19 protein-coding genes are annotated in these 22579 nt (G+C 73.9%); 8 read left to right on the top strand and 11 right to left on the bottom strand.

What is annotated here, in order from left to right; all coding sequences use genetic code 11:
- The first annotated feature begins 97 nt into the window (after positions 1-97).
- Positions 98-409, top strand: a complete 312-nt coding sequence (locus ACIPRD_RS22020) for a hypothetical protein (RefSeq protein WP_356406144.1) — start codon at positions 98-100, stop codon at positions 407-409.
- 49 nt (positions 410-458) lie between these two features.
- On the opposite strand, the gene ACIPRD_RS22015 is transcribed toward ACIPRD_RS22020, so the two are convergent.
- From ACIPRD_RS22015 to ACIPRD_RS22005, 3 genes are all read right to left on the bottom strand, one after another.
- Complete coding sequence (locus ACIPRD_RS22015) at positions 459-1241, bottom strand: hypothetical protein (protein ID WP_356406478.1); 783 nt, start codon at positions 1239-1241, stop codon at positions 459-461.
- Between the two features lie 288 nt (positions 1242-1529).
- Positions 1530-2750 carry an acetyl-CoA C-acetyltransferase gene (locus ACIPRD_RS22010; protein WP_356406142.1) on the bottom strand — a complete coding sequence of 407 codons (1221 nt, stop codon included), beginning with the start codon at positions 2748-2750 and terminating at the stop codon, positions 1530-1532.
- A gap of 603 nt (positions 2751-3353) precedes the next feature.
- On the bottom strand, positions 3354-4376 hold the full coding sequence (locus tag ACIPRD_RS22005) for an SGNH/GDSL hydrolase family protein (protein ID WP_356406140.1): 1023 nt from the start codon (positions 4374-4376) through the stop codon (positions 3354-3356).
- 158 nt (positions 4377-4534) lie between these two features.
- Between ACIPRD_RS22005 and ACIPRD_RS22000 the strand changes: the two genes are divergently transcribed.
- Positions 4535-5926: a cystathionine beta-synthase gene (locus ACIPRD_RS22000; protein ID WP_401565266.1), complete on the top strand. Its 1392-nt coding sequence runs from the start codon at positions 4535-4537 to the stop codon at positions 5924-5926.
- A gap of 496 nt (positions 5927-6422) precedes the next feature.
- On the opposite strand, the gene ACIPRD_RS21995 is transcribed toward ACIPRD_RS22000, so the two are convergent.
- Positions 6423-6851: a hypothetical protein gene (locus ACIPRD_RS21995; protein ID WP_356406136.1), complete on the bottom strand. Its 429-nt coding sequence runs from the start codon at positions 6849-6851 to the stop codon at positions 6423-6425.
- A gap of 297 nt (positions 6852-7148) precedes the next feature.
- Between ACIPRD_RS21995 and ACIPRD_RS21990 the strand changes: the two genes are divergently transcribed.
- Positions 7149-8657 carry an aromatic amino acid ammonia-lyase gene (locus tag ACIPRD_RS21990; RefSeq protein ID WP_356406134.1) on the top strand — a complete coding sequence of 503 codons (1509 nt, stop codon included), beginning with the start codon at positions 7149-7151 and terminating at the stop codon, positions 8655-8657.
- Positions 8654-9685 (top strand): MurR/RpiR family transcriptional regulator, encoded by a 1032-nt coding sequence (locus ACIPRD_RS21985; RefSeq protein WP_401565263.1) that lies wholly within the window; start codon positions 8654-8656, stop codon positions 9683-9685. Before ACIPRD_RS21990 ends, ACIPRD_RS21985 begins: the two co-directional genes overlap by 4 nt.
- A gap of 81 nt (positions 9686-9766) precedes the next feature.
- Here ACIPRD_RS21985 and ACIPRD_RS21980 read toward each other — a convergent pair whose 3' ends face one another.
- The 5 genes from ACIPRD_RS21980 to ACIPRD_RS21960 all read right to left on the bottom strand — a co-directional run bounded on the left by ACIPRD_RS21980 (position 9767) and on the right by ACIPRD_RS21960 (position 13816).
- Complete coding sequence (locus ACIPRD_RS21980) at positions 9767-10141, bottom strand: hypothetical protein (RefSeq protein WP_356406129.1); 375 nt, start codon at positions 10139-10141, stop codon at positions 9767-9769.
- 25 nt (positions 10142-10166) lie between these two features.
- The gene (locus tag ACIPRD_RS21975) at positions 10167-10667 is read right to left on the bottom strand and encodes a roadblock/LC7 domain-containing protein (RefSeq protein WP_356406127.1); all 501 of its coding nucleotides are present in this window, start codon (positions 10665-10667) and stop codon (positions 10167-10169) included.
- Between the two features lie 31 nt (positions 10668-10698).
- Positions 10699-11700 carry a transcriptional regulator gene (locus ACIPRD_RS21970; RefSeq protein ID WP_401565259.1) on the bottom strand — a complete coding sequence of 334 codons (1002 nt, stop codon included), beginning with the start codon at positions 11698-11700 and terminating at the stop codon, positions 10699-10701.
- A complete protein-coding gene (locus ACIPRD_RS21965; protein WP_356406123.1) occupies positions 11697-12086 on the bottom strand; it encodes a hypothetical protein in 390 nt (129 codons plus the stop codon). The genes ACIPRD_RS21970 and ACIPRD_RS21965 overlap by 4 nt, the downstream gene beginning before the upstream one ends.
- Before the next feature lie 179 nt (positions 12087-12265).
- Positions 12266-13816, bottom strand: a complete 1551-nt coding sequence (locus tag ACIPRD_RS21960; RefSeq protein ID WP_401565784.1) for a diaminopimelate decarboxylase — start codon at positions 13814-13816, stop codon at positions 12266-12268.
- A 226-nt stretch (positions 13817-14042) separates the two neighbouring features.
- On the opposite strand from ACIPRD_RS21960, the gene hutU reads away from it, so the two are divergent.
- Genes hutU through hutI form a run of 4 tightly spaced genes read left to right on the top strand, consistent with a single transcriptional unit; the run spans position 14043 to position 19595 of the window.
- Positions 14043-15707, top strand: coding sequence for a urocanate hydratase (gene hutU / locus ACIPRD_RS21955; RefSeq protein ID WP_356406119.1), 1665 nt, complete (start codon positions 14043-14045; stop codon positions 15705-15707).
- Positions 15708-15751: 44 nt separating this feature from the next.
- Entirely contained in the window at positions 15752-16957 is a 1206-nt protein-coding gene (locus ACIPRD_RS21950; protein ID WP_356406475.1) for an allantoate amidohydrolase, read from the top strand.
- On the top strand, positions 16954-18291 hold the full coding sequence (locus ACIPRD_RS21945; RefSeq protein ID WP_401565256.1) for a formimidoylglutamate deiminase: 1338 nt from the start codon (positions 16954-16956) through the stop codon (positions 18289-18291). Before ACIPRD_RS21950 ends, ACIPRD_RS21945 begins: the two co-directional genes overlap by 4 nt.
- Positions 18288-19595, top strand: a complete 1308-nt coding sequence (gene hutI, locus ACIPRD_RS21940) for an imidazolonepropionase (RefSeq protein ID WP_401565254.1) — start codon at positions 18288-18290, stop codon at positions 19593-19595. The genes ACIPRD_RS21945 and hutI overlap by 4 nt, the downstream gene beginning before the upstream one ends.
- Positions 19596-19629: 34 nt before the next feature.
- On the opposite strand, the gene ACIPRD_RS21935 is transcribed toward hutI, so the two are convergent.
- Positions 19630-21198 (bottom strand): RICIN domain-containing protein, encoded by a 1569-nt coding sequence (locus tag ACIPRD_RS21935; protein WP_356406112.1) that lies wholly within the window; start codon positions 21196-21198, stop codon positions 19630-19632.
- 257 nt (positions 21199-21455) lie between these two features.
- Positions 21456-22379, bottom strand: a complete 924-nt coding sequence (locus tag ACIPRD_RS21930; protein ID WP_401565250.1) for an RNA polymerase sigma factor SigF — start codon at positions 22377-22379, stop codon at positions 21456-21458.
- Between the last annotated feature and the right edge of the window lie 200 nt (positions 22380-22579).

Genomic DNA, 22579 nt, shown 5'->3' with positions numbered 1-22579 from the left:
GCGCCTCCGAACGCAAAGGGGATGTAGGCCGGTCCTTCACGTCACCGTGCCTGAGCCTTCGCCGCTTGGCAACAGTGCGGGGCGTTACGCTCGGCGCGTGGTTGATACGACACCCCTGACCCGAGCAGTGGAACATTTCGCCGACCGGCTGCGCGCGGCCCCGCAGAGCCGGCTGCAACGCAGCGCCGCCGCCGAGGCGCTCTCCCTGGCCAGGGAGTTGGCGCGGTGGGCGCAGTCCGTCGAGGAACCGGGCGCCGAGGCCCGCGAGATGCCGGACGCGGGGATGTTCGCGGTGGCCGACCAGATCACCGTCGCCGGGAACGATCTGGCGGTGGTTCTGGTGAGTGAGGACCAGGTCGCCGAAGCGGTCGGGCTGGTGGAGGAGGCGCGCAAGCGGGCGGGGGTCTGACGCCGTACGCCGTTCGTCGGGCCGCCCCGTACCGCGCGCGGCGCGGGTCTCACAGGGACGCGATGACCCGGTCGGCCAGGATGTACACCGTCTCCTCGCCGCAGGCGAAGGTCAGCGAGTAGGAGCCCGACAGGCCGGAGCCGCCGAGCAGATACGGGGCCTCGCCGTCGCGGACGGCCCGCGCCAGGCGCTCGGCCGTCTCCCGGTGGCCCGGGGTCATGCACAGGGTGGTGCCGTCGGTGAAGACGTAGACGTCGAGGGTGCCGAGCGGGCCGGGGCGGACGTCGGCGAGCCGGACGTGGCCGGTGGCCAGCTGGTCCAGGATGTCGACCGTGCGCTCGTGGTCGTTCGCGGACGGCTGCTGCACCGGGACGAAGTCCGGGTGCGAGGGGTGGCGGCGGCGGGCCGCGGCCAGCTCGGGGGAGTCGCCGGCCGTCTCGTCCGACTCCGTGGCCGGCTCGGCCACCGGCTCCAGCGAGTCCAGGCCCGCGAAGTCGGCCTGCCGGGGCAGGAACGGATCGGTGTCGGTCAGACCGAGCAGCGAGGGGGCGTCGGAGTGGTCCCGGGGCTCCTGGGCCGCCCAGAACGCGCGGGCCTCGGCCAGCTCGCGCTCCCGCTCCTCCGCGAGCGCCTCGGCCACGGCCGCGCGTATCTCCGCCGCGTCGGCGGTGGTGCGGGCGGCCGGGAGCAGCGCGCGGACAGCGGCCGCCTGGCTCTCGGCGAGCTGTGTGTGCAGCTCGGCGATCTGGCGGCGCAGCTTCAGGCAGGTGCGCAGCACCGCGACGCCCACGGCGCCCGTGGCGGCCGTGGTGAGCAGCAGGGCGAGAGGCAAGGCGCTCACTGACGTACTCCCAGGTTCAAAGTCGACCCCCGACTTCCTACCTCAGCTTGAAGGGCGGACTGACCGGCTGTCAGTGCGTAACGTCACGAAACGGGCAGGAATGTGAGGCTGAGGGCTTCGGGTCACGGTACTGACCTGCACGGATGCCTCCCGCGAGGGAGATAGGTCACATCATCAGGGAGATTGGATCACAAAAGGGCCCGGAACCCAGGAGTTTTACGGGTTCCGGGCCCAGGGCCGACGTTCTGTGCTCCGCCGGTCACCGAGGGTGGGACGGGATCAGCTCAGGCGCTCGATGACCATCGCCATGCCCTGGCCGCCGCCGACGCACATCGTCTCCAGGCCGAACTGCTTGTCGTGGAACTGGAGCGAGTTGATGAGGGTGCCGGTGATGCGGGCGCCGGTCATGCCGAAGGGGTGGCCGACGGCGATGGCGCCGCCGTTGACGTTCAGCCTGTCGAGGTCGATGCCGAGGTCCTGGTAGGAGGGGATCACCTGGGCCGCGAAGGCCTCGTTGATCTCGACCAGGTCGATGTCGCCCACGCCCAGGCCGGCCCGCTTCAGGGCCTGCTTGCTGGCCTCGACCGGGCCGAGGCCCATGATCTCGGGGGAGAGGCCGGAGACACCGGTGGACACGATGCGGGCGAGCGGGGTCAGGCCCAGCTCGCGGGCCTTGGTGTCGCTCATGATCACGAGGGCGGCGGCGCCGTCGTTGAGCGGGCAGCAGTTGCCCGCGGTGACCAGGCCGTCGGGGCGGAAGACCGGCTTCAGGCCCTCGACGCCCTCCAGGGTGACGCCGGCGCGCGGGCCGTCGTCCTTGCTGACGACCGTGCCGTCGGGGAGGGTCACCGGGGTGATCTCGCGCTCCCAGAAGCCGTTCTTGATGGCCTCTTCGGCGAGGTTCTGCGAGCGGACGCCGAACTCGTCCAGCTCCCGGCGGCTGATGCCCTTGAGGCGGGCGAGGTTCTCCGCGGTCTGGCCCATGGCGATGTACGCGTCCGGGACGAGGCCGTCCTCGCGCGGGTCGTGCCAGGTGGTGCCCTCCTGCTGGGCGACCTCGGCGGTGCGGGCCTCGGCCTCGGCGAAGAACGGGTTGCGGGTGTCCGGGAGGCTGTCGGAGTTGCCCTTGGCGAACCGGGAGACCATCTCCACACCGGCGGAGATGAAGACGTCGCCCTCACCGGCCTTGATGGCGTGCAGGGCCATGCGGGAGGTCTGCAGCGAGGAGGAGCAGTACCGGGTGACGGTGCAGCCCGGCAGGTGGTCCATGCCCATCTGTACGGCCACGATCCGGCCGAGGTTGTTGCCCTGCTCGCCACCGGGCAGGCCGCAGCCGAGCATCAGGTCGTCGATGTCCCGCGGGTCCAGCTCGGGGACCTTGGCGAGCGCCGCCTGGATGATCGTGGCGGTGAGGTCGTCCGGGCGCAGGTCCTTGAGGGAGCCCTTGAAGGCGCGGCCGATCGGGGAGCGGGCGGTCGAGACGATGACGGCTTCGGGCATCACGGCTCCAGTGGCGTAAGGAAGTTCGGGCGGGTCCGCTTCGGAAGTTACCCGTACGTATGGCGCGGGTCACCGGTGTGGGGATGTGACCCTGGCCGCAATTGTCTAAGCGCTTGCTTTGGCCTCCGGCGGTTCGGCGGGTGTCATGCGGGTGGGTAACCGCGCCGTCCCCCAGGGGGCTCCGCCCCCTGGACCCCCTGGCTCTCTGCCCACCCACCCACCCGACTCACTTGCCCAAGAACGCACCGCCCGGGGCGGCCCCGGCCGAGAGAGTGCCGCTTGAGTCGGGGGCGACCGGGACGGGGGTGGCTGGGACGGTGGGGGTTGGTCGCGCTTTTCCGCCTACCGAGACGGGTGGGTGGGTGGGAAATGGGGGTCCGGGGGCAGAGCCCCCGGGCGGGCCACGGTGGCAGAGGGCGCCGGTCCGCCCCGGGTACGCGGACAACCCGGGGGCCACCGAGGCGGGGTCGGGGGCTGCGCCCCGGTACGCGGGGAAACCGGGGGCCACGGTGGCAGAGGGCGCCGATTTGCCCCGGGTACGCGGACCCCCGGCGGGTCACGGTGGCAGACGGCGCCGAATCGCCCCCGGTGCGGAACCGGAGGTCACAGTGACGGGGCCGCCGGCTCCGCTTCGGGCACGCGCCGCCGCCGCCTCCGCTTCAGGAGGGCCCACGGCCCCCGCGGCCCCGTCGGCATCGCCGCGGTGACCTCCGTGCCCGCCTCCGACGCCGCCTCGGCCGCGGCCCGCGCCACCGGCAGGAACCCCTCGCGGCGGGACACGTCCGGCCGGTCCTCCTCCGCCGGCCACAGCCCCAGCACCGCGCACACCGTCGGCAGCACCGCCATCGCCGCGGTGGCGTACCCCTCCGCCGAGGGGTGGTAGTTGTCCGGCCCGAACAGCTCCCGCGGGTTCGCCTCGAACTCGGGACCCAGCAGATCGCCCAGCGACACCGTGCGGCCGCCCTGCTCCACCGCCCCGATCGTCTGCGCCGCCGCCAGCTGCCGCGAGGCCCGCCGGGCCAGCCACCGCAGCGGCTGCTGCACCGGCTCGATGGTGCCGAGGTCGGGGCAGGTGCCGACCACCACCTCCGCGCCGGCCGTCCGCAGCCGCCGTACCGCCGACGACAGATGGCGCACCGAGCGGGTCGCCGGCATCCGGTGGGTGACGTCGTTCGCGCCGATCATGATCACGCACACGTCCGGGACGGGGAACGGCGCGGACAGCACCAGGGCCACCTGCCGGTCCAGGTCGTCCGACTGCGCCCCCGGCGCCGCGACGTTCCGCAGCGCGACCGGGCGCTCCGCCACCGCCGCCAGTCCGGACGCCAGCAGCGCTCCCGGGGTCTGGCCGGCCCGGTGCACCCCCTGTCCCGCCGCCGTGGAGTCCCCGAGCACGGTCAGCCGCAGCGGCTGCTCACCGGGAACGCCGTAGGAGTCGCCGTACACGCCGTCCGCCACGGGCACCCGGCCGCCGCTGTGGCCGTTGTTCACGGCCCGGCGCGCCATCTGCATCTCCGCGACCAGCAGCCCGACCGCGGCCGCGCCGATCAGCCCGGCCCCGCCGCCGCCGTACGCCGCCCCGGCCGCGATGCGCCGGGCCACCCTCGCCCTCGACATGCTGGTCATGCGTAGCCGCCACCTCCTCGTAGCCGTACAACCACTCCTTGCCCCGTACCCGCCGCCCGCCAATCGCAACGGGCGGTGATCGCCCCTCGGACGTCACCCGGGGGCCTTACGCTGGCTGGACCACTAGGAACTGTTTTTGCAAGCAACCGGAGACAACGGTGCAATTCCACGACTCGATGATCAGCCTCGTCGGCAACACCCCGCTGGTGAAGCTGAACCACGTGACCCAGGGCATCCAGGCCACGGTTCTCGCCAAGGTGGAGTACTTCAACCCGGGCGGCTCCGTGAAGGACCGCATCGCCCTGCGGATGATCGAGGCCGCCGAGGAGAGCGGCGCGCTCAAGCCGGGTGGCACCATCGTCGAGCCGACCAGCGGCAACACCGGCGTGGGTCTCGCGATCGTGGCGCAGCAGAAGGGCTACAAGTGCATCTTCGTCTGCCCTGACAAGGTGAGCACGGACAAGATCAACGTGCTGCGCGCGTACGGCGCCGAGGTCGTGGTCTGCCCGACCGCCGTGGACCCGGAGCACCCGGACTCGTACTACAACGTCTCCGACCGCCTCGTCCGCGAGACCCCGGGCGCCTGGAAGCCGGACCAGTACTCCAACCCCAACAACCCGCTCTCGCACTACTACTCCACCGGCCCCGAGCTGTGGGAGCAGACCGAGGGCGAGCTCACCCACTTCGTGGCGGGCGTCGGCACCGGCGGCACCATCTCCGGCACCGGCCGCTACCTGAAGGAAGCCAGCAAGGGCGAGGTCAAGGTCATCGGCGCCGACCCGGAGGGCTCCGTCTACTCCGGCGGCTCCGGCCGCCCGTACCTGGTCGAGGGCGTCGGTGAGGACTTCTGGCCCACCGCCTACGACGGCACGCTGGTCGACGAGATCATCGCCGTGTCCGACAAGGACGCCTTCCAGATGACCCGCCGCCTCGCCAAGGAGGAGGGCCTGCTCGTCGGCGGTTCCTGCGGCATGGCCGTCGTCGCCGCGCTGCGCGCCGCCGAGCGCCTCGGCCCGGACGACGTCGTGGTCGTCCTGCTGCCGGACAGCGGCCGCGGCTACCTCACGAAGATCTTCAACGACGAGTGGATGCGCGACTACGGCTTCCTGGAGGACGAGGGCCCGAGCGCCCGCGTCGCCGACGTGCTCGCCGACAAGGAGGACGGCTCCATCCCGTCCCTCGTCCACATGCACCCGGACGAGACCGTCGGCCAGGCCATCGAGGTGCTGCGCGAGTACGGCGTCTCACAGATGCCGGTCGTGAAGCCGGGCGCCGGTCACCCGGACGTGATGGCCGCCGAGGTCATCGGCTCCGTCGTCGAGCGCGAACTGCTCGACGCCCTGTTCCACAAGTCGGCCTCGCTGGACGACCCGCTGGAGAAGCACATGGGCGCCCCGCTGCCGCAGGTCGGCTCCGGCGAGGCCGTCGAGGACCTGATGTCCGTGCTGGGCACGGCGGACGCGGCGATCGTCCTGGTCGAGGGCAAGCCGAAGGGCGTCGTCAGCCGTCAGGACCTGCTGGCGTTCCTCGCCAAGACCGGCAAGCAGTAGGAACCGGCACCCGGTGAGCGGCCCGCGCGGGGCGGACCCGCGGCGGGCCGCTTCCGTCCGGTGCGGGCGAACACACGGTGACCCGTCCGACCGGTCAGGGCGAACAGCCGGTGACCCCGTCGGGCCGGTCCGGGACGGAAGCGGTACGAGCGTGTCACGTGTGCGCAGCACCCGCTTAACACGCGGGCGGCACAGTGGAGGTGTCGGCAGGAGGCGGGGGACACGGACCCCGGGCGTCACGCACGGGGAAGCCCCCCGCGCCGCCGGCACCGAACGGCGCCATGGATCTCCGGAGCGGCTCCCGGACTCCCTGGACGCCAGGACGCGCAAGCCCGGTCCTGACCCGGCCCGCGTCCCTCGCGGGGACCGCCGTCGTCCCGCCCCCCGGAAACGGGGGTGCGGCGGTCCCCGCGAAGGCCTCCCGGCGCCGGGCCTGTCAGCGCCGTGCCTGTCAGCGCTGGGTCTCCCGGCGCCGTGCCTGTCAGCACCAGGTCTCTCAGCGCTGAGCCTCCGGCGCCCGCTCCCGGCGCCCGGTGACGATCTCCGGGTGCAGCCGCACGGCCTGCGCCGCGTTGACGCCGATCACGCCGATCCACGTGGCGACGATCCCGGCCATGTCCCCGAACGCGCCGCCGATCGCGGACAGCGGGATCGCCACGATCAGCGAGACCAGGGCGAAGCCGTACCGCTCGAACCAGGAGCCGGCCGCGTCCTGCCCGCGCCCGCCGCGCACGTGCGTCATCCGCTGCTCGGCCAGGAGCCGCCGCACCCGGCGGTCCACGGTGTCGTCGATCCGCTGCTCGACCTTCTCCAGGAAGGAGTCGACCAGTGCGGAGTCGTACTCCTCGCCCAGCTCTCTGCGTGCCCGCACAGTGGCGTCCAGGTCCTTCGTGAGATCCGCGTGCCGCGGGTCCGGTGTGCTCATGCCGCTCACCCTAGAAAGACCCGCCGGGACCCGCACTGGGGACAACCCCCCTGTTCTCCCGGGGGGTTGTCCGCCCGCCCCGGCGCCCCGGGCCGGTGCGGGCTCCCGCGGGGAAGGGCGGCGGTGTCTCTTGCCCGGCCGGGCCGGTGTCGTGCAGAGTGCGTGGTGCGGGCGCTGAATGGCGCCATGCAGAACTCTTGATGCTTGAATAGGTTGTCAATGCTCCGGCGCGGATCCCGGACAGCCGATGAACGCGGGGCAGGATCGGATGTCCGGGTCGAGAGGAGTTCGGTCCTGATGCCGTCTCGCACCGTGGACACGCCCGAGTCCGTGCGGGCCGCGCCGGTCGTCCTGGACGGGGACGGGCTCGGCGTCGAGGACGTCGTACGTCTCGCCGACGCGGCCGCGCGGGCGGTCCCCGCGGACGCGGCGCTGCGGCGCGCGGAGGAGTCCTGGGACGCCGCCCGGCGGATCGCGGCCACCGGGCGGGTGTACGGCCGCTCCACCGGCGTGGGCGCGAACCGCACCGAGGACGTGCCCACCGAGGCCGCCGCCGGACACGGCCTGCGCCTGCTGCGCAGCCATGCCGGCGCCATAGGCGAGGAACTCCCCGCCCGGCAGGTGCGCGCGATGCTCGCCGTCCGGGCCAACCAGATACTGGCCGGGGGAGCGGGCCTGCGGCCCACCGTGGTCACCGCCCTGTGCGAGGCGCTCGCGTCCGGCGCGTACCCGGTGGTCAACGAGTTCGGCTCGGTCGGCACCGGCGACATCGCCGCGCTCGCCCAGATGGGACTGGCGCTCGCCGGGGAACACCCCTGGCGGGGCGCCGGCGCCCCCGCGCCGCAGCCCCTCGACAACAACGACGCGCTCGCCCTGATCAGCAGCAACGCGCTCACCCTCGGCCAGGCCGCGCTCGCCCTGCACGAACTGCGCGGGCTGATCGGCGCCACCCAGGTCGTGGCCGCGCTCTCCCTGCTCGCCGTCGACGGCTCGCACGAGGCCTACGCCGCCCCCGTGCACGCCGCCCGCCCGCACCGCGGGAGCGCCGAGGTGGCCCGGCGGATGCGCGGTCTGATCGGTGCCGCGGACCGGCCGCTGCCGCCACTGGGCCGCATCCAGGACCCCTACGGCTTCCGCTGCCTGCCCCAGATCCACGGCCCCGCGCACGACGCGGCCGACACCCTGGAACAGGTGCTGACCGTGGAGATCAACGCGGCCGCGGAGAACCCGCTCATCGCCCCCGGCGACGAGGCCGCCTACCACCACGGCGGCTTCTACCAGGCCCAGCTCGCCCTCGCCCTGGACCACTTCAGGCTCGCGGTGACCCAGGTCGCCCGTCTGTCCACCTCCCGGCTGTCCACCCTCAACGAGCCCGCCTACACCCGTCTGCGCCCCTTCCTCGCCGGCCAGGAACCGGCCTCCTCCGGCGTGATGATCCTGGAGTACGCCGCCGGAGCCGCCCTCGGTGATCTGCGCGCCTTCTCGGCCCCCGCCTCGCTCGGCCACGCTGTACTCTCCCGGGGCGTCGAGGAACAGGCGAGCTTCGCCTCGCTCGCCGCGCGCCAGACGCTGCGCGCGTGCGGTGCGTACCGTCTGGTCGTCGGCTGCGAACTCGTCGCGGCCGTAAGGGCGTTGCGCCAGCGCGACCTGCGGCCCGATCCCGGGCTGCCGGCGGGCCGGGCGCTGGAGCTCGCCGAGGCGGTCCTCGACCCGGACCCGGCCGACCGGCCGCTCACACACGACGTGACGGCCGCGGCCGCACTGCTCGACCGGTTCACGGACATCTGGAGGGGGAGCACGTCATGAACGTCGGTGAAGGCGCGGCCGGCAGGGAAACGGCCGGCGGCGCGGCGGCGGCCGGCAGAGGCGCGGCCACGACGGTCCCGGGTGCCGCGGTCGCGGGTACGGCGGTTACGGCGGGAACGGGTCCGGCGGTGGGACCCGCGGGATCGGCGGGAACGGGTACGGCGGCCGGAACGGTTGCGGCGGGCGCGGGTGCGGCGGACAGCCCCGCGAGCCGCCTCCAGGCACTCTTCGAGGGCCACCGGCTCACCCCCACCCAGCGCCGCATCGCGCACAGCATGGTGCGCCGGGCCGCCGACGTGCCCTTCCTGTCCAGCGTGGAACTGGCCGAACTGGCCGGGGTCAGCCAGCCGTCGGTGACCCGGTTCGCCGTGGCCCTCGGCTTCGACGGCTACCCGGCGCTGCGCAGGCACCTGCGTGAGGTCGTACCCGCCGAACCGGCCGCCGAGCCGGGCGCGTACAACGAGTACCAGCAGGCCGTCGAGGCCGAGATCGAGAACCTCAGGAACCTCGCGGAACTGCTCGCCGACCCGCGCCCCGTGCAGAAGGCGGGGCGGGTCCTCGCCGCCTCCCGGCCGCTGCCGGTGCTCGGTCTGCGCGCGGCCGCCCCCCAGGCGTTCGGGTTCACCTACTTCGCCGCCAAGGTCCACCCGGACGTCCGGCTGCTCAACGAGGGCGGCACGATGCTCCACGACCGCATCGACGCGGCCGTGCGCGCCGGCGCGTCGGCCCTGCTGTGCTTCGCGCTGCCCCGGCATCCGCGCGAGGTCCTCGACGCCCTCGGCTACGCCAAGGACGCGGGCCTGACCACGGTCACGGTCGCCGACTCCGCGTTCGCGCCGGTCGCCGCGCACTCCGACCTGCTGCTCCCCGCCGCCGTCGGCACCGGGCTCGCCTTCGACACCGCGTGCGCCCCGATGCTGCTCGGGCGCGTCCTGCTGGAGGCCCTCTGCGACGGGCTGCCGGACGCCCAGTCCCGGCTGGAGGAGTTCGACACGAAGGCCGCGGCGCGGGGGCTGTTCGTGGAGTGAGCCGGACGGGTCCGGGGACGCGGCAGGCGGCGCGGCCCCGGGCGGGGGCCGCGCCGCCTTGCCGGGCGCACGGAGCGGTCCTCAGACCTCCAGTTCCGCCTCGATCTTCTTCAGCTGGTGGCGGGCCATCGCGAGGTTGGCCCGGCTGCCGTCGAGGACGAGGTAGAGGAACAGGCCGTTGCCGCCACGGCTCTTGAGCAGACGGATCAGGTGGTACTGGTCCGACAGCGTGATCAGTATGTCCTCGATCTCGCCCTTGAGGCCGAGGAGTTCCATCGTGCGCATCTTCGCGCGGATCACGTCGGTGTTGCCGGCGGCCGCCACGTTCAGGTCGAAGGTCTTGCTGCCGCCCATCGTGCCGAGCGCCATCCCGCTGGTGTAGTCGACGAGCGCGACGCCGTTGGCGCCCTCGATCGTGGTCAGCGCCTCTTTCAGGGCCGTTTCGGTGTTGGCCATGGTCTGCCTGGTTCCTTTCGCTGGTTCAACTGTCGGTTGCGGTACGGGCTTCGGTGCCCGGGGCGGTGCGGGTCGTGCGGGTGGTGCGGGTGCGGACCGGGGCCGGCCTGGCGGGCGCCTCGGGCCGAAGGGCACGCGCGGCGGCCTCGGCGGCGTCGAGCAGTTCCCCGACGCGGGCACCGGCCCGGCGGCCCTCCAGATGCAGCCGGCCGACGTTGACCCGGTCCTGCGCGAGCAGGGTCAGGACCGCGGTCCGGCCCGCCGCGTAGGTGGCGACGTAGCCGCGCTCGCCGCGCACCAGCAGCTCACGGAAGCCGCCGTTGCCGGTGGCGTCGGCGACCCGTACGGAGACGCCGAGCGCGGCGGCCGTCAGGGCCGCCAGCCCCTCGGGGTCGACGCCGGGCGTGTCGTGGGCGACGACGAGACCGTCGACGCCCGCCGCGAGCGCGCCCGTGAGCTGCGGGACGCGGGTGCGCAGCCGGCGCAGCTCGTCCAGGACGGCCTCCAGGTCCTGTTCGGGCACCATCAGCTCTCTCCCTTCGGCGGGGCGGTGCCGTTCAAAGCGCCTCCAGCGCATCCCTGAGCCTCTTCAGCAGCGCGATGTCGGGGTCGTTGACCGTGAGCGGGGGTGGGGGGTGGAACGCGACGGGCGGAACGGGCCGGACGGGCGGGGCGGGCGCCGGGGGCGGGATCGCACGGCCGGTCACGGCGCCCGTTCCCGCGCCCGCGTCCGCGCGCGTCCCCGTGGCCGGGAAGTCCGCGCCCGTACCGGCCATGCCGCCTGTGCCGGCCATGCCGCCCGGCGTGTCCGCGCCGGGCGGGTGCGGCGGCGGGTCGGGTGCCGTGAGGACCGGCGCGACGAGTCCGGCCGAGGCGAGCCGCCGTACGTCCACCAGCGTGTGGAACGCCTGCCGGCCCAGGTCGCGGGCGATCTCCGGCGCCGTACGGACCCCGTCCACCAGGGCCAGCACCGCCCGGCGGCGCGGGGCGACCGGGACCGCGGCGGCCGGGCCGGCCAGGGCCAGCGGGGCGCTGTCGGTCGCCGGGTCCGGCCACAGGCGGTGCAGCAGCAGACGGCGGCGCAGCGTCTCGCGCTCCAGCGCGACGACCGGCACCGAGGGCAGCGGGCCGAGGCTCGGTCCGCCGTCGTACCGGAAGCGGCCCGGGGTGCTGCTGGGCGCCAGTGCGAAGAACCCGGCGTCGTACAGCGCGTCCAGGTGGCACAGCTCCAGCGCGCCCGAGGGCAGCAGCCCGGTGTCGTACAGCAGGCGCGCCGCGTCCCACGGGCCCGAGGTCCGCTCGGCCGCCTGCTGCCAGGCGGTGGCGGCGAGCGTGCCGTGCGCCGTGAGCAGCGCCCCCAGGCCGGGGGCGAGCGGGCTCTCGGCGTGGACCACGCGGCCCTGCGCGAGATGCAGGGTGCCGTGCTCGCGCACCAGCACCCCGGTCGCCTGCTCCTCGGCGAGCCGCCGCAGCATCGGCGACAGCGCGCCCGCGGTCCGCTCGGGCGCGGTCGCTCTGTCCCGTACGGGCAGCGGCGGAGGGGTCTCGACCATGATCATCCCAGCACCAGCCGCGTGGCCATCTCGCCGAGCCGTATCCGGGCGAGTGCGAGGTTGCCTTCTTCCCTGCCGAGCCACAGATGCAGGAAGACGCTGCTGTCGAAGGACGTGTCCACGAACCGCAGCAGGTGGTAGCTGTCGCGGTTGCTGATGATCACGTCCTCGACCGGCGGCCGCCCGTTCTCGTCCTCCCCGGCCGTGAAGGCGCCGTGTTCGGCGGCCATCCGGGCCAGTTCGGCGGCCTCCGCGGCCGTGGTCTCGTGGTCACCGCCGGGGGCTTCCCCGACGGCGCCGAGCGCCAGTCCGCTCGTCCAGTCCACCAGCGCGGCTCCCCGGGCGCCGGGCAGCCGCATCGCTTCCAGTAAGCACTCGTCGATTCCGGGCACCGTGGCTCCCCTCCCGCCTGGGACTCCGGCTGAGTGACGCCGACACTACGCAACGTGTGCGTGACGGGTGGGTGGTTTGGCATTTTCCGGTGGAACGTGCGTCCGGCGTACTAGTGTGGGTCGACTGGCCTGTTTTTCATGAGAGTTGATCCATTTGTCCGCGAGGCGTCCGGAGCCTGTCAACGGCTCCCGGGAGCGTCCAGGGTGGTGAGCGCGCCGGGATGCGCCCCGCCGGACTCGGCCACCACCTCGGCCACCGTCTGCGGCTGCCGTACGGCCGCGAAGGCCGTGCCCTCCACCGCGTCCGGCACGAAGCCGTAGACCCCGGGCCGGGTCAGCGAGTTGTAGGCGTAGTGGCTCGCGAAGTAGTAGGCCCCGGTGTCCAGCGCCGCCGCGAAGTCGCCCTGCTCCAGCGGGGGCAGCGTGCGCCCCTCGGCGAGCAGGTCGCCCGAGAAGCAGGCCGGCCCCGCCACGTCCTGTGTCACCCCGGGACCCGTCTTCGGCCGCCCCCCGGCGTCGTACGCGGCGATCCGCAGCGGCCACTCCTGCGGCGCGTACACCGTCCGCGTCGCCACCTGCACACCCGCGTGCGTCACCGCGATCCGCCGGCCCCCGGCGCTCTTGGTGTACTCCACCCGGGCCACCACCGTGCCGTGCTTGGCCAGCAGCGACCGCCCGAACTCGGTCACCAGCCCGTACCGCCCGTCGAACAGCCCCGGCACCTCGCGGGCCAGCAGCCGCGCGTACTCGGCGTAGGTCGGGCTCTCCGCCTCCCCCGTGAAGTCCACCGGGAGCCCGCCGCCGATGTCGAGCGTGTCGATCTGCCGCCGCCCGGCCCGCGCGTTGATCTCCTCGGCGAGCGCGTACGTCTCCGCCACGCCCCGCGCCATCAGCGGCAGCGGAATGCCCTGCGACCCGGTGTGCGCGTGCAGCCGGGTCAGCCACGGCCGCTCCAGATACGCCCGTACGACCCACTCCCGGGCCCCCTCGTCGCGCAGCGCCACCCCGAACTTCGAGGTCGGTGTCGCCGTCGAGGTCGCCCCGATGCTGCCGCCGCCGATCTGCGGGTTGACCCGGATGCCCAGCGGGGACAGCGGCAGCGCCGACGGCGCCGGTGCGCGGCCGCCGCCGGGGCCGGCCGCCGTGGCCGCGGCCGCCGGACGGACGGGTGCCGTCCGCACCAGGCCGTCCAGGCGCTCCAGTTCCTGCGGGTTGTCCGCGTTGACGGCGATGCCCAGCTCCAGCGCCTCACGCAGCTCGGCCGCCGTCTTGGCGGGCGAGTCGAGGACCGTGTGCTCCGGCGGCACCCCGGCCGCCCGCGCCAGCGCCAGCTCGCCCGGACTGGCCACCTCGGCGCCGATGCCCTCGGCGTGCAGCAGGCTCAGCACCGGCACCAGCGGGCTCGCCTTCACCGCGAAGGCGTGCAGCACCGGGGTCCCCGGCGCGACGACCGCCTCGAACGCCGCGCGCAGGGCCGCCGCCGACTCCCGGATGCCGGTGACGTCCAGCAGGCCCACCACCGGCGCGTCCGGCCCCAGCAGCCCCCGCGCCACCGCCGCGCGCACCGCCGCGTCCCGCCGCGCGGCACGCTCCCGCGCCGCACGGGCCGCGCCGCCGGCCCCGGTGGCCCCGGCGGTGTCGGCGGTGCCGTCCGGCCCGGTCCCCGCCTCCGTCCCGCCTCCGGCGCGCCCGCCGCGCCGTGCCGGATCCTGCTCGTGCTGTCGTTCCATGTGCCGCGCGTGCTCCACGTGCTCTGCCCGCTCCTTCTGTTCCCGCTGCTCCGTCTGCTTCACGGTTCTCCCCCGGGTCCTGTCGGCTTCCGCGTACATGTTCCTCGTGCGCCCCTGTTTCCAGCCAAACATTTCCGGCGCGCGGACGCGGCCCTCCCAGGGTGTTGACTAGCTCTATTCAGACGATCAGGATGTGAATAGAGGTAGCAACAGGAGGAGGCAGACGATGTCGGGACCCCGCCCCGTACGAGCACCGCGCGGCACGGAACTGAGCACCCTGGGATGGCAGCAGGAAGCAGCCCTGCGGATGCTCCAGAACAACCTCGACCCCGAGGTCGCCGAGCACCCCGACAAGCTCGTCGTCTACGGCGGCACCGGCAAGGCCGCCCGCGACTGGCGCTCCTTCGACGCCATGGTCCGCACGCTGCGGACCCTCAAGCAGGACGAGACCATGCTGGTCCAGTCCGGCCGCCCGGTCGGCGTCATGCAGACCCACGAGTGGGCCCCGCGCGTCCTCATCGCCAACTCCAACCTCGTCGGCGACTGGGCCAACTGGGAGGAGTTCCGCCGCCTGGAGGCCCTCGGCCTCACCATGTACGGCCAGATGACCGCCGGCTCCTGGATCTACATCGGCACCCAGGGCATCCTCCAGGGCACCTACGAGACCTTCGCCGCCGTCGCCGCGAAGAAGTTCGGCGGCACCCTCGCCGGGACCATCACCCTCACCGCCGGTCTCGGCGGCATGGGCGGCGCCCAGCCCCTCGCGGTCACCATGAACGACGGCGTCGCCCTCTGCATCGACTGCGACCCGCGCGCCATCGAGCGCCGCATCGAGCACCGCTACCTGGACGTCAGGGCCGACTCCCTGGAGCACGCCCTCCAGCTCGCCACCGAGGCCCGCGACCAGCGCAAGCCGCTGTCCATCGGCGTCCTCGGCAACGCGGCCGAACTGGTCCCGCAGCTCCTGGCCATGGGCGCGCCCATCGACATCGTCACCGACCAGACCTCCGCCCACGACCCGCTGGCCTACCTGCCCACCGGTGTCGCCTTCGAGGACATGGCCGACGCCGCCGCCAAGGACCCGGCCGGTTTCACCACCCGCGCCCGCGAGTCGATGGCCAGGCACGTCGAGGCCATGGTCGGCTTCATGGACGCGGGCGCCGAGGTCTTCGACTACGGCAACTCCATCCGCGGCGAGGCCCAGCTGGCCGGATACGACCGCGCCTTCGCCTTCCCCGGCTTCGTCCCCGCCTACATCCGCCCCCTCTTCTGCGAGGGCAAGGGCCCCTTCCGCTGGGCGGCCCTGTCGGGCGAGGCCTCGGACATCGCCAAGACCGACAAGGCGCTCCTGGAGCTCTTCCCGGAGAACGAGTCCCTGCACCGCTGGATCAAGATGGCCGGCGAGCGCGTCCACTTCCAGGGCCTGCCCGCCCGCATCTGCTGGCTCGGCTACGGCGAGCGCGACAAGGCCGGCGAGCGCTTCAACGACATGGTCGCGAGCGGTGAACTGGCCGCCCCGCTGGCCATCGGCCGCGACCACCTCGACTGCGGCTCCGTCGCCTCCCCGTACCGCGAGACCGAGGCCATGCTCGACGGCTCCGACGCCATCGCCGACTGGCCCCTGCTGAACGCCATGGTGAACGTGGCCTCCGGCGCCTCCTGGGTCTCCCTGCACCACGGCGGCGGCGTCGGCATGGGCCGCTCCATCCACGCCGGCCAGGTCACCGTCGCCGACGGCACGAAGCTGGGCGGCGAGAAGATCCGCCGGGTCCTCACCAACGACCCCGGCATGGGCGTCATCCGGCACGTGGACGCCGGTTACGACATCGCCGAGTCCGTCGCCGGGGAGCGCGGTGTGCGGGTGCCGATGCGCGAGGGTGACGAGGCGTGAGCCGCGAAGCGGGCGGCCGCACCGGTGGCGGCTCCTTCCACGAGATGTGGGCGGAGCTGCTCCCCATCGGGCGGCACCGCGCCTCCGGGGGCTACCGGCGCTACGCCTGGACCGGGGCCGACGCCGACTGCCGGGCCTGGTTCCGGGAGCAGGCCGAGGCCCGCGGGCTGACCTGCGAGACCGACCGCAACGGCAACCAGTGGGCCTGGCTCGGTGATCCGGACGCCGGGGACGCCGTCGTCACCGGATCGCACCTGGACTCCGTGCCCGACGGCGGGGCCTTCGACGGGCCCCTCGGCGTGGTGTCCTCCTTCGCCGCCCTGGACGAACTGCGCGGGAGGGGAGCGCGGTTCGACCGGCCCTTCGCCATCGTCAACTTCGGCGACGAGGAAGGAGCCCGCTTCGGCATCGCCTGCACCGGCTCCCGGCTCAGCGCCGGGCAGCTGACCGCCGAGCGGGCGCGCCGGCTCACCGACGGCGACGGCGTCAGCCTCGCCAAGGCCATGGAGTCCGCCGGGTACGACCCCGAGAACATCGGTCCGGACCCCGAACGGCTCGGCCGGATCGGCGCCTTCGTGGAACTGCACGTCGAACAGGGCCGCGCGCTGGACCTGTCCGGCGACCCGGTCGGCGTCGCCAGCGCCATCTGGCCGCACGGCCGCTGGCGCTTCGACTTCCGCGGCGAGGCCAACCACGCCGGCACCACCCGGCTCGCGGACCGCCGGGACCCGATGCTGCCGTACGCCGAGACCGTGCTCGCCGCCCGCCGCGAGGCCGAACTCACCGGTGCCGTCGCGACCTTCGGCAAGATCTCCGTCGAGCCGAACGGCGTCAACGCCATCCCCTCCCTGGTCCGCGGCTGGCTCGACTCGCGCGCACCCGGCCAGGACACCCTGGACACGGTGGTCGGCGGGATCGAGAAGGCGGCCCGGGAGTACGCGGACGCGCACGGCATCGACCTCGACGTCGTCCGGGAGTCCTTCACCCCGGTCGTCGAGTTCGACCACGCCCTGCGCGACGAACTCGCCCGCGTCCTGGCCGCCGCGGGCGACGGCACCCCGGTGCCCGTCCTCGGCACCGGGGCGGGACACGACGCCGGAATCCTGTCGGCAAGCGTCCCGACCGCCATGCTGTTCGTGCGCAACCCCACCGGTGTCTCGCACTCCCCGGCCGAGTCCGCCGCCGAGGACGACTGCGTGGCCGGGGTGCTCGCGCTCGCCGACGTACTGGAAGGACTGGCCCGCAGGTGACCCGAGGAACCTACTGGTGGGAGTACGCCTGGCTCGGCACGAATGTCGAGCCGGGCGTGGTGGCCGAGGTCGCCGACGGACGGATCACCGCCGTCCGTACCGAGGTCCCGGCTCCGCCGCCCGGCGCCGAGATCCTGCGCGGCCTCACCCTCCCCGGGCTCGCGAACGCCCACAGCCACGCCTTCCACCGGGCGCTGCGCGGCACGGTCCAGGTCGGCAGCGGGACCTTCTGGACCTGGCGCGAGGTGATGTACTCCGTCGCCGGCCGGCTGACGCCCGAGACGTACCACGCCCTCGCCCGCGCGGCCTACGCCGAGATGGCCCTCGCCGGCATCACCTGCGTCGGCGAGTTCCACTATCTGCACCACGCCCCCGGCGGCGCCCCCTACGCCGACCCCAACGCCATGGGGGAGGCCCTGATCGCGGCCGCCGCCGACGCCGGCATCCGCATCACCCTCCTCGACACCGCCTACCTGTCCGCCGGGTTCGGCGAGCCCCCCACCGCCCACCAGCTGCGCTTCTCCGACGGCAGCGCCGATGCCTGGGCCGAACGCTGTTCCGTTCTCAAGGAACGGGACCACGCGCGGATCGGGGCGGCGATCCACTCCGTACGGGCCGTACCCGCCGGCCAGCTGGCGACCGTGGCGCGGTGGGCGGAGGAGCGGCGGGCCCCGCTGCATGTGCACCTGTCGGAGCAGACCGCCGAGAACGAGGCATGCCTCGCCGCGCACGGCCGCACGCCCACCCGGCTGCTCGCCGACCACGGAGTCCTCGGGCCGCGCACCACCGGCGTGCACAACACCCACCTCACCGACGAGGACATCGCGCTGCTCGGCGGCTCCGGCACCGGCACCTGCATGTGCCCGACCACCGAACGCGACCTGGCGGACGGCATCGGCCCCGCCGCCGCCCTCCAGCGGGCCGGCTCCCCGCTCTCCCTCGGCTCCGACAGCCACGCCGTCATCGACCTGCTCGAAGAGGCACGCGCGATGGAGCTGAACGAGCGGCTGCGCACCCGCACCCGGGGCCACTGGACGGCCGCGGCGCTCCTGCGGGCGGCCTCGGCCGACGGCCACGCGGCCCTCGGCTGGAGCGAGGCGGGCGTCCTGGAGGCCGGGGCGCCCGCCGACTTCACGACGATCGCGCTCGACTCGGTCAGGACGGCAGGGCCGCCTGCCCGGCTCGCGGCCGAGACGGCCGTATTCGCCGCGTCGGCAGCGGACGTGTCGCATACGGTCGTGGGAGGCCGGCACGTCGTACGGGACGGGGTCCACACCCTCGTACCGGATGTGCCGCGAGCCCTCGCGGACGCCGTCGAAGCCCTGCGCGGATGACACCGGGCCGCCCGTCCGGGCGGCCCGCACCCGTGTCCGCACCCGCCCCCGCACCCGATCCGACCGCCGAGCAGGCCACCAAGGACGCCATGAGCAACGCGACGACCGTCAGCCCCGCCCATTCCGCGCACACCGCGAGCACGCTCATCACCAACATCGCCGCCCTGGTCACCAACGACCCCTCCTCCGGTGACGGATCTCCCCTCGGCCTGATCCAGGACGCGGCCGTCGTCATCGAGGGCGACCGCGTGGTGTGGACCGGTGGATCAAGCAAAGCACCCGCCACTGACAACCGGGTCGACGCCGGAGGCCGGGCCGTGCTCCCGGGCTTCGTCGACTCCCACTCCCACCTGGTCTTCGCGGGCGACCGCACCCAGGAGTTCAACGCCCGCATGTCCGGGCGCGCGTACAGCGCCGGAGGCATCCGCACGACGGTCGCGGCCACCCGGGCCGCCACGGACGGGCAGTTGGAGGCGAACCTCCTGCGGTACCTGGACGAGGCCCTGCGCCAGGGCACCACCACCTTCGAGACCAAGTCGGGCTACGGCCTCACCGTCGAGGACGAGGCCCGCGCCCTGCGCATCGCCGCCCGCCACACCGACGAGGTGACCTACCTCGGCGCCCACATCGTCCCGCCCGACCACGCGGACGACCCGGCCGCCTATGTCGCCCTGGTCACCGGCGAGATGCTGGACGCCTGCGCGCCGCACGCCCGCTGGATCGACGTCTTCTGCGAGAAGGGCGCCTTCGACGGCGACCAGGCCCGCGCGATCCTCACCGCCGGCAGGGCGAAGGGGCTGCTCCCGCGCGTCCACGCCAACCAGCTCTCCCACGGCCCCGGCGTCCAGCTCGCCGTGGAACTCGACGCGGCCAGCGCCGACCACTGCACCCACCTCACGGACGCCGACGTGGACGCCCTCGCGAACAGCGCCACGGTCGCCACGCTCCTGCCCGGCGCCGAGTTCTCCACCCGCGCCGAGTGGCCGGACGCCCGGCGCCTGCTCGACGCGGGAGCGACGGTCGCCCTGTCCACGGACTGCAACCCGGGCTCCTCCTTCACCTCCTCCGTCCCCTTCTGCATCGCCCTCGCCGTCCGCGACATGCGCATGACCCCCGACGAGGCGGTCTGGTCCGCGACGGCCGGCGGCGCGGCGGCCCTGCGCCGCACCGACATCGGCCGCATCGCCCCCGGCGCCCGCGCGGACCTCACCTTCCTCGACGCCCCGAGCCACGTCCACCTGGCCTACCGCCCGGGTGTCCCCCTGGTCGGCGAGGTCTGGCGACGGGGCGCCCGCGTGGTGTGACGGACCGCGGGACGAACGCCGCCGGGCGGGGGGTTCAGCGCGCGCCCGCCCGCCAGCGCTGGACCGACGCGTCGTTCAGCGGGCGCAGTTCCACGCCGTCCCCGCCGTCCGGGGTCATGGCCGTCTCGATCGCGATCTCCGGGCGGACGGTGCCGTCGGGGTCGACGGTGAAGCGCAGGTTCTGCGCGTGCCGCCCGTAGATCGAGTCGCACTCCCAGATGCCCACCCCCCGGTCGGCCTCGCCCCGGCTGTCCAGGCAGAAGTCCGGGTCGGCCGCCGAACGGAGCACCTCCAGACCGGAGTCGACGCTCCAGCGCTGGGTGCTCGACGCGTCGCAGGGGGCCGTGACGACGTCGTTGCCCTCCTCGAAGTCGCCGTCGCGCACGTCCAGGCAGCGGCCCGTCGCCACGTTCACCACCTGGGCGTAGGTCCGCCCCGGGGCCGAGAACGCCGGTGTGGAAGGGGGCTCGGGGGTGGGGGACGGCGTGGGGCGGTGTGTCGTCGCCGAGGGGGACGGGCGCGGCGACGTCCGGGTGGGCTTCGGGGTCGGGGAGGGGCTCGGGGAGCCGGTCGGGGACGGCGACGGGGAGGCCGTCGCGGTGGGCACCGGGTCCGCCGTCGCCGTGGACGGCGCGGGAGTCGCCGCCACCGGCCGCCGGCCGTCGTCCCCCGGGCGCAGCAGGAACACCAGCAGCGGGACGAGGGCCACGCCGAGCGCGGCCGAGGCCAGCAGGTAGCGGCGCTGGAACGGCGCGGCGGGTCGCGCGGCGGGTGCGGGGAGCGCCGCCGGCACCGCGGTCTCCTCCCGGACGTACGACGTCCCCCGCCACGGCAGCAGACCCTCGGCCAGTGCCTGCCGCGGGGTGTCGCGCAGCGCGGTCAGGTCCTCGAACGCGGCCGCGCAGTAGGGGCAGTGGGCCCGGTGCTGGTCCAGGTCGACGCTGGGACGCGGGGCGTCCGGCAGCACCGCCTCCTCGATCAGGCGGCGGAAGTCCCCGCAGCGCGGGTCGTCGGAGGCGGCCAGCCGCAGTCTCAGGCAGGCCTGGGCCAGCGACTTGAGCGCCTGCGGGGTGCCGTACGCGACGTCGGCGGGGCTCAGCCCGAGGTACGCGGCGGTGCGCTCGGCCGGCTCCCGCTCCAGCACGTCGTACCAGAGCAGGCCCTGCAGGCGGGACGGGAGCGACTGGAACGCCGGGAGCAGGGGCGGGGTCGGGCCGTCGGGCAGCGCCGCGGAGTTCAGCACCAGCAGCAGGCCCGGGTCCAGCCCCGCCGCGCGCTCGTCGCGTGCCCAGGCGGCCGCCGAGCGGGCGCACAGCAGCAGGAGGTGGTGGCGCAGGGGGACGATCGGCTCGACGCCGCGCACGGTGTCGCGGGCGGCCGTGGTGAGCACCTCCGAGGCCAGCCGGCGGGCGGTCGCGTCGGCGGAGGTGCACAGGCGGGCGTAGGCGAGCACGGACGGCTGGTGCCGGCGGCGCAGTTCCTGCAGCGCCGGGTACGCCGTCGTGGTGGGGGTGCGCAGCAGTTCGGTGAGCCGCGCGTCCGGCGTGTTCTCGACGCCGCCGCCCCCGCCGTCGCTCGTCCCGGCCAGGTCGCCCCGTGCCATGCGCACCCTCCGTCCCTCAGGGTTTCTGACGTACCAGCCAGTTTGGGGGCCCCATCGTGGTGGAGGAGAGCGGTTCGGGGAAGAGGTTTACCGGACTATTTCGAAGAAGAGGTTTACCGGGCCGGTGCGGACGGAGTGCGGACGGCTCCGGGTGCGCGTGAGGCGGCCCGGTCGCGGGGACCGGGCCGCCTCACGGGTGGCAGCGCCGACGGGGAGGGCGGCGAGGGACGTGGGACTCCCCTCGCCGCGTCCTGCCGTCACTCCTCCAGGGTCAGCCCCTTGCGCAGCCGCGCCAGCGTGCGGGACAGCAGGCGCGAGACATGCATCTGGGAGATGCCGAGTTCGTCGCCGATCTCCGACTGGGTCATGCCCGCCACGAAGCGCAGGGACAGGATCGTCCGGTCGCGCGGCGGCAGTTCGGCGATCATCGGCTTCAACGACTCGACGTACTCGATGCCTTCGAGCCCGTGGTCCTCGTAGCCGATGCGGTCGGCGAGGGTGCCCTCGGAGTCGTTCTCCTCGGGCTGGGCGTCCAGGGAGGAGGCGGTGTAGGCGTTCGAGGCGGCCATGCCCTCGACGACCTCCTCGACGGGGATGCCGAGCCGCTCGGCGAGTTCCGCCGCGGTGGGGGCGCGGTCCAGCCGCTGGGCCAGCTCGTCCCCGGCCTTGGCCAGGTCCAGCCGCAGCTCCTGGAGGCGGCGCGGGACGCGCACGGACCACGAGGTGTCACGGAAGAAGCGCTTGATCTCGCCGATGATGGTCGGCATCGCGAAGGTGGGGAACTCCACGCCGCGGGACAGCTCGAAGCGGTCGATCGCCTTGATCAGCCCGATGGTGCCGACCTGGACGATGTCCTCCATCGGCTCGCTGCGGGAGCGGAACCGGGAGGCCGCGAACTTGACCAGCGCCAGATTCAGTTCGACGAGCGTGTTGCGGACGTAGGCGTGGTCGTGCGTGCCCTCCTCCAGCGACTCCAGGCGCGCGAAGAGGGTCTTGGACAGGGCCCGCGCGTCGACCGCGCCCACTTCTTCGAAGGGGGGGATCTCCGGGATTCCCTCGAGCGGGCCGAGGGTGGTGAGGGTGGTGATGGGCTGATCCAGCTGTTCCGGTGGGGGTGTCGACGACGCGTTCCGGGCAGGTGATCCGAGCCGGGTGTGCGCTGCGTCGAGCCGGGGTGACATGGGTGTCCTCCATCGTTCTCGGCATAAGGCTGCCGAAGCCAGGTGCGTGCACTGCGGAGTGCGGCGCCTCCAAAGCCGGCGAGTAGGTGTACGTGTCCCTCCTAGGCCTATCGGCTCCGGTGAGTCGATCGCAAGTACGTTGCGTAGTGATATGCCCGACTATGAGAGCTTGTTCGGCTGTCGGATGCCTCATGGAAGGC

Origin of the sequence: Streptomyces sp. NPDC090108, assembly GCF_044747185.1 — a bacterium.
In the GTDB taxonomy this organism is placed as follows: domain Bacteria; phylum Actinomycetota; class Actinomycetes; order Streptomycetales; family Streptomycetaceae; genus Streptomyces.
Note: the sequence above shows the minus strand (reverse complement) of the source record. Positions and strands in the feature narration are given on the sequence as shown.